At 65.3% G+C, this 9399-nt stretch carries 12 protein-coding genes; 8 read left to right on the top strand and 4 right to left on the bottom strand.

Annotated elements, in window-relative coordinates:
* Window positions 1-90: 90 nt before the first annotated feature.
* Together AEQ27_RS17195 and AEQ27_RS09335 are read right to left on the bottom strand one after the other, a co-directional pair.
* Window positions 91-264 (bottom strand): Rv0909 family putative TA system antitoxin, encoded by a 174-nt coding sequence (locus AEQ27_RS17195; RefSeq protein WP_152970265.1) that lies wholly within the window; start codon window positions 262-264, stop codon window positions 91-93.
* 380 nt (window positions 265-644) lie between these two features.
* Entirely contained in the window at window positions 645-1280 is a 636-nt protein-coding gene (locus tag AEQ27_RS09335) for a TetR/AcrR family transcriptional regulator (RefSeq protein ID WP_161805514.1), read from the bottom strand.
* Between the two features lie 239 nt (window positions 1281-1519).
* Between AEQ27_RS09335 and AEQ27_RS17770 the strand changes: the two genes are divergently transcribed.
* On the top strand, window positions 1520-1696 hold the full coding sequence (locus tag AEQ27_RS17770; RefSeq protein ID WP_161805513.1) for a hypothetical protein: 177 nt from the start codon (window positions 1520-1522) through the stop codon (window positions 1694-1696).
* Window positions 1697-1983: 287 nt separating this feature from the next.
* Window positions 1984-2889, top strand: a complete 906-nt coding sequence (locus AEQ27_RS18750; RefSeq protein ID WP_152970263.1) for a helicase associated domain-containing protein — start codon at window positions 1984-1986, stop codon at window positions 2887-2889.
* Window positions 2890-3019: 130 nt separating this feature from the next.
* On the opposite strand, the gene AEQ27_RS09325 is transcribed toward AEQ27_RS18750, so the two are convergent.
* Window positions 3020-4072, bottom strand: a complete 1053-nt coding sequence (locus AEQ27_RS09325) for a DUF475 domain-containing protein (protein WP_152970262.1) — start codon at window positions 4070-4072, stop codon at window positions 3020-3022.
* A 182-nt stretch (window positions 4073-4254) separates the two neighbouring features.
* Between AEQ27_RS09325 and AEQ27_RS09320 the strand changes: the two genes are divergently transcribed.
* Complete coding sequence (locus AEQ27_RS09320) at window positions 4255-4560, top strand: hypothetical protein (protein ID WP_152970261.1); 306 nt, start codon at window positions 4255-4257, stop codon at window positions 4558-4560.
* A 120-nt stretch (window positions 4561-4680) separates the two neighbouring features.
* On the top strand, window positions 4681-5052 hold the full coding sequence (locus AEQ27_RS17190; RefSeq protein ID WP_152970260.1) for a PRC-barrel domain-containing protein: 372 nt from the start codon (window positions 4681-4683) through the stop codon (window positions 5050-5052).
* 136 nt (window positions 5053-5188) lie between these two features.
* Here the strand turns inward: AEQ27_RS17190 and AEQ27_RS09310 are convergent, their stop codons facing one another.
* Window positions 5189-5905: a TetR/AcrR family transcriptional regulator gene (locus tag AEQ27_RS09310; protein ID WP_082383399.1), complete on the bottom strand. Its 717-nt coding sequence runs from the start codon at window positions 5903-5905 to the stop codon at window positions 5189-5191.
* A 315-nt stretch (window positions 5906-6220) separates the two neighbouring features.
* Here AEQ27_RS09310 and AEQ27_RS09305 point away from each other — a divergent pair, with 315 nt between their 5' ends.
* The 4 genes from AEQ27_RS09305 to AEQ27_RS09290 all read left to right on the top strand — a co-directional run bounded on the left by AEQ27_RS09305 (window position 6221) and on the right by AEQ27_RS09290 (window position 8908).
* Window positions 6221-7084, top strand: a complete 864-nt coding sequence (locus tag AEQ27_RS09305) for a DUF2382 domain-containing protein (protein WP_054146388.1) — start codon at window positions 6221-6223, stop codon at window positions 7082-7084.
* Window positions 7081-7725: a hypothetical protein gene (locus AEQ27_RS09300; protein ID WP_082383398.1), complete on the top strand. Its 645-nt coding sequence runs from the start codon at window positions 7081-7083 to the stop codon at window positions 7723-7725. Before AEQ27_RS09305 ends, AEQ27_RS09300 begins: the two co-directional genes overlap by 4 nt.
* Window positions 7722-8204, top strand: coding sequence for a DUF2382 domain-containing protein (locus AEQ27_RS09295; protein WP_082383397.1), 483 nt, complete (start codon window positions 7722-7724; stop codon window positions 8202-8204). Before AEQ27_RS09300 ends, AEQ27_RS09295 begins: the two co-directional genes overlap by 4 nt.
* 476 nt (window positions 8205-8680) lie before the next feature.
* A complete protein-coding gene (locus AEQ27_RS09290; RefSeq protein ID WP_054146386.1) occupies window positions 8681-8908 on the top strand; it encodes a hypothetical protein in 228 nt (75 codons plus the stop codon).
* Window positions 8909-9399: the final 491 nt, after the last annotated feature.

Raw genomic sequence — 9399 nt, 5'->3', positions numbered from 1 at the left:
GATGAACGACCGACAAGAGGCTATGAGCCAGGACACTGGAAAGCGCGGCGCAGCTCCTGCGAGCTGCACCGCGCTAGAGAGCGCGGGCGCTTAGTCGTTGCCGACTTTCTTGTCGGCGGCGTCGCCAGCCGCATCGAGCTTGTTGTCGTATTTGCCGTCCGTCTTGGCAGAGACGGTCTTCTCGCTTGTGGAAATGGCGGAGTCGGTGATCTTCTCACCCTGTTCACCGTTCATGGCGTCCTTGGCGTTATCGAGCAGGCCCATCGTGTTCTCCTTTGCTTCTAGCTCGCGCGTTGCGAGCCAAAGTCAGTGGACACCCTTTAGCTCTCTGACGCCCGCAGATTCGCGACCCTTCCGGTAGATACTCCCTGCCGGCTTGACTGACACCCGGGCTTACCCCACGGGACTGGCATCGCCGACACCCAGAACACCACAGTCCCGGGAACCCTGCCTCAAGCTCTAGCCGTTGCTCATGCCAACCGGGGTACCGTTGCGGGGTGTCCGGCTGGTTACCGAGCACAGGTCGCGTCTTGGACTGCCTACCTGATCCGGCGTGCCCGAGGCGCGGCCCCGCACGCCTGATTGGCGGCACCTTTTGGACACACTGAGCGCGCGTGAACGGCAGCAGGGCCGCCTCTGCGGCTTTAGCTAAGATCCCAGACAGGGGCCGTGTAAGCGTGGGACCACCCAGCCCGAAGACGTGTGATGGCCCGGTCAAAGGCCTCGAGGAGATCCATCCGGGGCCGGACCATGGATTGCATCTGCAGGCCCTCGTACAGGGCGATGAGTTGTTCAGCTCCCCGGGCTGGTTCCATGCTCGCTGGTTCTCGCCCCTCGCGGATGTCGGCTTCAAGGCCCGCCATCACGACGTGGTGGAACTTCCTCCACTCGTGGTGCAGCAGCGGCGCCATCGGGTGGTTCGGGGTCGCGGCGACGTTCAGCAGTGCCGTCAGCACTCTCATCAGAGACGGATCGGCGACATTCTCCCTGACGATTCCACGCAGGAAAGCGACCGTGCCGTGGGAAACCATGAGGGGGTGCACGTGCTGCATCCGTTCAGCATTCCACCGGTCAACGGCTGCCATCACCAGGCCATCCCACACAGGGAAGTGGGCTGCGATCACTTCTTCGCTTAGACCTGTCCGGCGGGCAACGAGTGCCGGGGTGGTCTCGTGAAAGGCGTGATGCCGGTACGAATCGATGGTGGCTTCCACGATCCGGACACGAATGTCGGTGTTGCCGCTGTCTTGGTACGTCGGGGCGGGGGCTTGCTCACTCACACACCCACCCCACCAACTAGAGCCACCGTGGGCAATCCCCCGTCCGGGGCTACCACCAACCCACGATTTGGGTCGACTAGTTGTGCGCCGCACACCGCAGGATGGCCAAGACCATCCGGAGATTCCTTGAACGACACTGACCGCGCATCATCGGACCCCGCACCGCTCCGGGGCTCCCGCTTCGGCCCGCTGCTGAGCCGCTTCGCGTGCGCCTTCCCCGGACACCATCTCCTGCCGTCGTGAGTTACGACGCCCCGGGCCGATGGAGCATCGTCGAAGACCTCGGCAGCCAGCACATCGGACACGGGCACCTCATCTACACAGACGACACCTTCACCGTCACCAGCGCCGCACGAGAAACAATCATTGACCAGTCCTGGCAGATAGCCATCGGCCGGCACCTCCGCCGCGGCTGAGTACTCCACGGGGCCTCATGGAGAGACGAGCCGTAGCGCTCAGATACTTACGGCCCGTCTCCCACCGACGCCGAGCACCCCTGCCCTTCGTCCTCACACAGGGCCGCGACCTGTGAATCGCGACCCACCTCAGCCTCCCACACCCGCCCTAGACCGCAACTGCACACACCTTCGAGGATGTGACAGGCGCCTGCTCGAAGTGGACTGGCGTGCGCCACTTTGCACCCAGCGCAGTCGGTGAAGGGGAGGGTCTGGGCTTGAGGGGCCGCACCTTGCACAATGGGGTCATGAGTGGGCGCGAGGACCTCTGGGAGCACATGTTCGATGCGCTCCTGCTGTACCGCGCAGAGCACTCCAGTGCTGACGTTCCCCGGTCCTACGTCACGGCCGAAGGTGACCGTCTGGGGGCGTGGTTGCACCGTCAGCGCACTCTCGCCGACGCCGGCACGCTCCCCCGCGATCGGCGCGAACGATTGGATGACGTCGGCGTTCGGTGGGTGATGATCGACCGGGATGCCGGGATCAACGCTTACCGACAATTCATCCAGGCCCACGGCCACGGACTGGTCCCTCACACCTATTGCACCGACGACGGGCTGACGTTGGGGGTGTGGGTGCAGTCTCGGCGCAGGCAATGGCAGCGCGACCCCGTGCGCGCGATGAGGTTGTGGCCCGAGCTGGAAGACATGGGGTTCACATGGGTTGTGCGTGACCTAGCCCAGCAATGGGAGAGCGGCCTGGAACAGTTGCGGGCATACCAAGCCCAACGAGGGGACACTCTCGTCCCGGTGTGGTTCGTCACCTCCGACGGGTTCGCCCTCGGCAGATGGGTCGACACCCGAAGAGTCGAATACCGTGCCGGCACCCTGACACAGACAAGGATCGCCGCATTGGCGGAGATAGGAATGGTGTGGAGTATTCGAGGAACTCCTGACGCTTCATCACGGCGCCGACGGGAAGACGACCACTTCACCCGCATGCTCAATCGAACCGTGTCCTGGATAGACGAGGGCGGCGGCACACTCCCCACAGCCCGAGACCGGGACCATACAGGGATCGCGGTAGGGAGGTGGTTGGGGCGACAACGCCGCCTGGCACGAACGGGCAGGCTTAGCCAAACACGTCGGCATGATCTGGACGCATCCATTCCGGGCTGGTTCATCCCGTCCCACCCCAGGCAACCTTCCACCTAAGGCGAGGCCTCGCTCGGCACCCTCGCACTGACCGGTCAGGTTGCCCGGTCCAGGTCGCGCCACAGAATATTGCCCTAGGTAGTCCCGGTTGCACCGGCCGCCAGGTTGATCAGCCGTGAGCGTGCGGCGATCATCGAGCCAAGAGGCGCCTCGGACGACGCCACCGCAACGACGTGAGCAACGCCGCCCCGATGATGGCCGTGCCGTACCACCCGACCACCGCCCCGGGGATCGGCACCACGAGGCTCGCCCACAGCAGCACGGCCAGGACGCCGAGCACGTAGGCGGCTCCGGCCTTGAGGTGACGCAGCCGGGCCAGCCCCTTCGTCGAGTCGATGCGTGACGTCAGTCGAGCGAGGTACACCGCGCCGATGCCCACCCCGACCGCCGCCACGGCCGCCTGTTCGAGGTAGGCGAGCCCCGTGTTGGTCGTGGACAGCGTGTAGACGCCGTCGAGGATCTCGAACAGCATGAACACCGTCAGGCCGCGCTGGAACACTACGGTGCCCGCGTAGACGTGCAGCCGCCAGGCGGCGTCGCCCCGTAGGGCGAGCCGCCCGACGGCGCGCATGAAGAGGTAGGTCGAGACGCCCACGATCCCGGCCACCCCAACGGTGACCCGGTCGTTAGCAGGCACGAGTGCGGTCATCAGCGCCGCTCCGGCCACGGCGGTCCCGAGCGCCAGCACCCGTGGCCTGGTCACCCGGGCCGCGGCCGCCTCGAGTCGTCCAAGCCACGGATGCGGGCGTGGTGCCCGGTCAATGTTAAACAGGTACTCGGCGAAGACGAGCCAGATGAACGCGGCACCAAACGCGGCAAGTCCTGGCCGGGCGGCCCCGAGGTGCTCGGCGAACAGCGCAGGCTGGACAAGGGCCTCGGTCGCGGCGTCTACCGGCGACTCGGCCGCGCTCACGGCGACCGCGGCCGGCGGCAGCAACAGGCGCATGGCGAGCACGCCGGCTACCAGCCCGACCGACAGGAAGAATCGGCGGGCGGGTAAATGCAGTCGGGCCGCGAGGCCAGCCATGGGCACCGACGAGTCGGCGCTCATGGCAACCTCGAGCGCGACCAGGGCGACAAGCGCGAAGGCCGCGGCCGGTGAGATCAGCCACCAGACCAGTGGCACGGCCACGACGGTCAGGCCGACGGGCAGGGCGAGCGAGTTGCGGACGAGGACGCGCATCCGGGCCTTCCGGTTCGATGTCGGCGGCGCATCCTCGAGCCCGGTTACCCAGTCGAGCAGGGCCACGTGCGAAGTAGCTGAACCGTAACGACCTCAATGACGACCGGATCTGACTTGGTTCGGGCCAAAAAGTGCCGATGAACGACCGCGGGCTGGGCTCGGTTCGACTTAAGATCAGCGCTATGAGCGACTCTTCCTATCTGGTACCTGCGAGTGATGCCGCAGCGACGCCAGCAGCGCTGACACCCGAGCAGGAACGTCTGGCCAAGTTCGCCCGGGATGAAGTTCAGGCGTTCCTTGGCAGCCCTGTCGGAGACATCCCTGAAGCCGCCGAGACCGCCACCACAGCTCTGGAAGACGCCGTCGACGCTCACGTCCCTGTTGCAGACCTCTCGGCGGCGTTGAACGCGAGCCCCGAGGCTGTGCAGGCCATCATCGATCACGATATCGATCTCCAAGACCTGCACCCCGAGAACAACGTCGACTGAGCTAGCCCCTCCTGTTCTGCAGTCCAGCTGACGCTGGCCTGCTCCACCCGTGGAGTGCTGTGGGCGGTCTCGGACGCACAAGTCAGTGGCGCACAGAGTCAGGACGCGAGGCCTAGATTGATGACACCTTCCGAGCCGACGACACACAGTGATCAGCAGCGAGCAACTCGAGGTCCTTTGCACTCAGACGGAAGCGTTTACGACCAAGCCGGGAAGAAGATTGGCACCATCCGCAGCACCAAATTTGCCACCGGCACCGATGCTCCTAGGTGGGTGGCCTTCACGATTGGCCCCCTTGGTCACGGACCCACTTTCGCGCCCCTCGATCAATTAACGGCTGAAGGCGACGACATCCACCTCCCGTACTCCAAAGAGATCATCAAAGACGCTTCCCACAGCGACGATGGCGCTCTCTCAGGCACGGTAATCACCGCACTGATTGATCACTATGACCTCGAGCCAGACGGCACCGAACCGGCCCTTTTCGATTAGCAGCTAGCCCACCAGCCACGCCGCATTGGATCACCGACCGCCTGTCAGACATGGCCGGCCCGTCGCGCGCCAACCCTACCGTTCGGAGAGAACTTGAGTCGACGAGGGGACGAAACGACCTACCGAAGCGGCCGCGTCACTGCGACACGTCGCGCGCCAGCCGGTCCAGGAGGGCTTCGAGAGAGACTTCGAACTCTTCATCGCTGCGGTCTTCACTGAGGAGGGCACGGAGTCGGCGAACCTCAGGAGCCTCGTCGAGAGGTGTGTTTCCGTCATGCTCGGGCACAGACGCTCGTCCTTCGTCGAGTGGCTCTTCCACCGGACCTGCCTCCGCTCCTCGTACCACCGATTGAAGGAGTAGCTGCCCCAGTAAGAAGCTGCTGAACGCCCGGTACGCGTTTACCGCCGCCGCGTCGTCGAAACCGTTTCCGGTCAGGGCCGTCAAGAAGGTGTTCACGACCTCGATGCTTCGCAGAGGTGGGCGAAGCCAGGGGGCCGCAGGGTGACGGGTCGCGACGAGGGGGAACGCCTTCGGGTGATCCGTGGCTATTTGACGAACCGCATGGGCAACCGTTTGCAGGAACTCCTGCCAGTGCTGATCTTGGGCGTCTCTCAGCTGCGAGGTGAGGTCACTCATCAACGACGCGACGACGCCCTCGAGAAGGTCTTCCTTGCCGTGGACGTACCGGTAAAGAGACATGGCTTCCACGCCGAGCTCCTGGGCGAGAGTGCGCATGGACAAACCCTGAGGGCCTGAGCGATCTATCTGCTGGAGCGCCGTCTCGACGATCAACTCCCGGCTGAGCCTGGGCGCACCCAGACCCGACCGACGCGCTTTCTCGCGTTCTCCCACCGTCGAAGCTCCTTGCCCGTGTGTCGTGAGGTTGCTCCTCAAGAACGAACCCCAGCCATCTCGACCCCACGCTACTGCGGCTTACGGTGTACGTTTCCCCTGGGTTTACGTTGTAAGCCCAGGATTGCCAAAGGCACCACACTGCATACCCCGCGACGAGCGCGCACATAGGTCGAAAACCGAGGGCCGATTACGTGCAGAGCAGATCGTCGTCGCGGGACTCGCATCCCACTCCTGCTGCCACCGACGACAACAGGTTCAGCAAGACCGACGTTGAACACCCCGTCCAACGCTCATCCCGGCAAAGGAATCACCATGATCAGCACCAACGAAATCGACACGATCCTCTCCTCCGGCGGCGACGTCGTCGACCAGGACGGGAAGAAGATCGGCAGCATCGGCCAGGTCTACCTCGACGACCAAAGTGGCCAGCCCGCCTGGATCACCGTGAACACCGGACTCTTCGGCACCGGCGAATCGTTCGCCCCCCTCGTCGACGCCACCGTCCGAGGCGACGACGTCCACGTCGCCTACGGCAAGGGCATGGTCAAGGACGCGCCCCACAGCGACGACTCCGACGGTCACCTCTCACCCGACCAGGAGGCGGACCTGTACCGCTATTACAGCCTCGAGAGCGCGCGGGTCGACCAGCCCCTCTTCGACCAGGACGCCGACACGAACGCCGTCGACCTGGACGCCGGGACGACCGGCACCGCGGCGGACACCGTCACGGGAACCGGCGCGGGCCACGACACCTCGGGCCCCGACACCGACGACGCCATGACCCGCAGCGAGGAGCGCCTGCACGTCGGCACCGAGACCACCGAGGCCGGCCGCGCCCGCCTCCGCAAGTACGTCGTCGCCGAGCAGGTCACCGAGACCGTCCCGGTCAGCCACGACGAGATCCGCGTGACCCGCGAGGCCATCACCGACGCCAACGTCGGCGACGCCCTCTCCGGCGGAGACCTCACCGAGGAGACCCACGAGGTCGTCCTGACCGCCGACCGCGTCGTCACCGACAAGGAGACCGTCCCGGTCGAGCGCGTCCAGCTCGGCACCGAGACCGTCACCGAGCAGCAGAAGGTGACCGAGGAGGTCCGCCACGAGGAGATCGAACTCGACGGCGACGACACCGTCACCGACGGCCGCCGCTCCGACGACCGCACCACCGGCGCATGAGCACCGCGGCAGGTGCCACCGGGGACGACGCCCCGTACCGTCGCACGCCCGACGCCGAGACCCGGGTCCCGGCGGACGTCGATCGAGACCGGCACAGCGTCGTCGCACGTGAGAAGGCCGAGTTCGGCGGGGTCAAGTTCGGCGCGGCCTTCTTCGGATGGCTGAGCGCCACCGGACTGACCGTCCTCCTCCTCGCCCTGCTCACCGCGATCGGCCTCGGCGTCACCGCCGGGACCGACGGTGACGCGGCAGACGCCGCCGCCGACGACGCGACGACGACCGGCATCGTCGGGATCGTCGTACTCCTCGTCGTCCTGCTGATCGCCTACTACGCCGGTGGCTACGTCGCCGGGCGCATGGCGCGGTTCTCCGGCGTCAAGCAAGGCGTGGCCGTATGGCTCTGGGCGATCTTCGTCACCGTCGTACTGGCCGTCGTCGGTGCGATCGCCGGTGCGCAGTTCGACGTGCTGTCACGCATCGGCACCGTCCCGACGGGCACCTTCGACCAGGGAGACATCACCCTCGGGGGCGTCCTCGGACTCGTCGCCGTCCTGGTCGTCACCCTCGTGGGCGCGATCCTCGGTGGCCTCGCCGGCATGCGCTACCACCGCAAGATCGACCGCGTCGGCCTGGGCCGATGACCCCCGGCACCGTCGACCCGCTCGACCCACACCCCGAGGACGATCCCGTCGGTCGTCATGGCGGGTCGACGGCGCCACTCCCCGTAACGGTGGATGCGGTCCTTTCCGGAGAACGCGCCCGCCTGACGAGGGCCACCGTCCCGGTCGAGCGGGTGCGCCTCCGGAAGGTCGTCGTCTCGTACGAGGAGACGATCACGGTGACCGTCCGCCGCGAGGAGCTCCAGATCGTCCACGAGGACGTGGCCCCGGACGGGCCCACCCTCTCGGAGTCGGCCGTGACGCCGTTCGAGATCGTCCTGCACGAAGAACGTATGGTCGTCGACCGCGTCGTCGTCCCCGTCGAACGCATCCGCGTGACCGTGGACCACGTCGTGGAGGATATCGACGTCACCACCACCCTCCGGCACGAACATGTCGACGTGACGGACATTCCCGCCGGACGTACAGACGACGGGGTGCCTTCGCTCCCGAGAAGCTGACGGCTCTCTCGCCTGCACCATCTCGATGTCGACGAGACGCCCTTCTCGGGGTCTCGCCGCCCGATGTCGTCCGTCATCGCAGCGTTCGAGGGTGTAGGCGGGTGTCGTATGCCATCTTTCTGCCCGCACCCTTCCGTGCACGTGGGCACCCGGAAGGTGCTCCACTCGCGCCGGGTTGACCTGGCGGTCGACGATGAGATCAATCTCTCGTCCATGCTCCCCCACTCAGAAGCAGCCGAACTTGCTTTTAAGGCCGGAACCCAACGGCACATTTGGCCCTACGCAGTGCACGTGTGGGCCAACACGCGACCCAACGCTAACCGTCCGGTTAAGGACCGTCTATTAGGCGGACTTCTTGGACAACTGCTTCGTAGGACCTTCCCCTTACGAGAGGGCAATTCGCCCGCCCCGGCCGGGTGCGCTGATTGCACGTGTTAGAGGCAGGGGTGCGGAAGAAGCTCGCGTAGCCTCGACAAATGGACTTAGTTGCACTGATTGCGGCAGGTGTCGCTTTGGCGGCCGCCCTTGTAGCCACGTACGTGGCGATCGCCGCCCTGCGGGAGTTGAAAAAGATCCGTGCGCAGACGCGCCTAACCCGTGAGGAGCGGGAGGAACGCGGCGTTAGGCAGTCACTCAAGGACGAGGGCTTCACAGACGAGGAGATAGCTGACGCGCTCCGAGCTACAGGCACTAGCCGCGAATAGGCACCGACACACGGAGGGGCCCGCAGCTATGCGGGCCCCTCTTCAGAGATTGCTACGCGACAATGCGCATCGATGAAGCTTCGCGGTCCATGATGCCCAGGTTGCCGGTGTCCCTAGCCGGTCCGAACTTGGACCCTCTGAAGACATCGTCTCGGTACAGCTCCAGCCTGCAAGGAGACACCACTTGGAATGACCCTTCTTTGTCATGTCAATCCTTTCAGCGGGGAAGGTCCCCCGCAGTCACACTGACAGACAAGTGCGTATAGATAAAGGGCAATTATGAGTAGTGCATGTCTTTTAAATGCGTTCTATGGCCTCTAGTCGCGGACCAGTTTAGAGAAACCGACCACCCGCCCGGTAGACCACCGTCTAACGGGCAGACGACAACGGCACGAGGTGGTCAGGCCCCGCTGCAAAGTCGCCGTGCCTTTGCCGATATCCGTCGTTAGGCAGTGATGAGTGCGGGGTCGAACGACGCAGCGATGACCGTG

The organism is Frigoribacterium sp. RIT-PI-h, assembly GCF_001297205.1.
In the GTDB taxonomy this organism is placed as follows: domain Bacteria; phylum Actinomycetota; class Actinomycetes; order Actinomycetales; family Microbacteriaceae; genus Frigoribacterium.
The sequence above is the reverse complement of the archived record's forward strand: the minus strand, read 5'-3'. Positions and strand labels throughout refer to the sequence as shown.

Excerpts from the sequence above, each read along its gene's own strand:
- AEQ27_RS17195 (WP_152970265.1), bottom strand. The coding sequence starts at position 264 with ATGGGCCTGCTCGATAACGCCAAGGACGCCATGAACGGTGAACAGGGT.
- AEQ27_RS18750 (WP_152970263.1), top strand. The coding sequence starts at position 1,984 with ATGAGTGGGCGCGAGGACCTCTGGGAGCACATGTTCGATGCGCTCCTG.
- AEQ27_RS09325 (WP_152970262.1), bottom strand. The coding sequence starts at position 4,072 with ATGCGCGTCCTCGTCCGCAACTCGCTCGCCCTGCCCGTCGGCCTGACC.
- AEQ27_RS09320 (WP_152970261.1), top strand. The coding sequence starts at position 4,255 with ATGAGCGACTCTTCCTATCTGGTACCTGCGAGTGATGCCGCAGCGACG.
- AEQ27_RS17190 (WP_152970260.1), top strand. The coding sequence starts at position 4,681 with ATGACACCTTCCGAGCCGACGACACACAGTGATCAGCAGCGAGCAACT.
- AEQ27_RS09305 (WP_054146388.1), top strand. The coding sequence starts at position 6,221 with ATGATCAGCACCAACGAAATCGACACGATCCTCTCCTCCGGCGGCGAC.
- AEQ27_RS09300 (WP_082383398.1), top strand. The coding sequence starts at position 7,081 with ATGAGCACCGCGGCAGGTGCCACCGGGGACGACGCCCCGTACCGTCGC.
- AEQ27_RS09295 (WP_082383397.1), top strand. The coding sequence starts at position 7,722 with ATGACCCCCGGCACCGTCGACCCGCTCGACCCACACCCCGAGGACGAT.
- AEQ27_RS09290 (WP_054146386.1), top strand. The coding sequence starts at position 8,681 with ATGGACTTAGTTGCACTGATTGCGGCAGGTGTCGCTTTGGCGGCCGCC.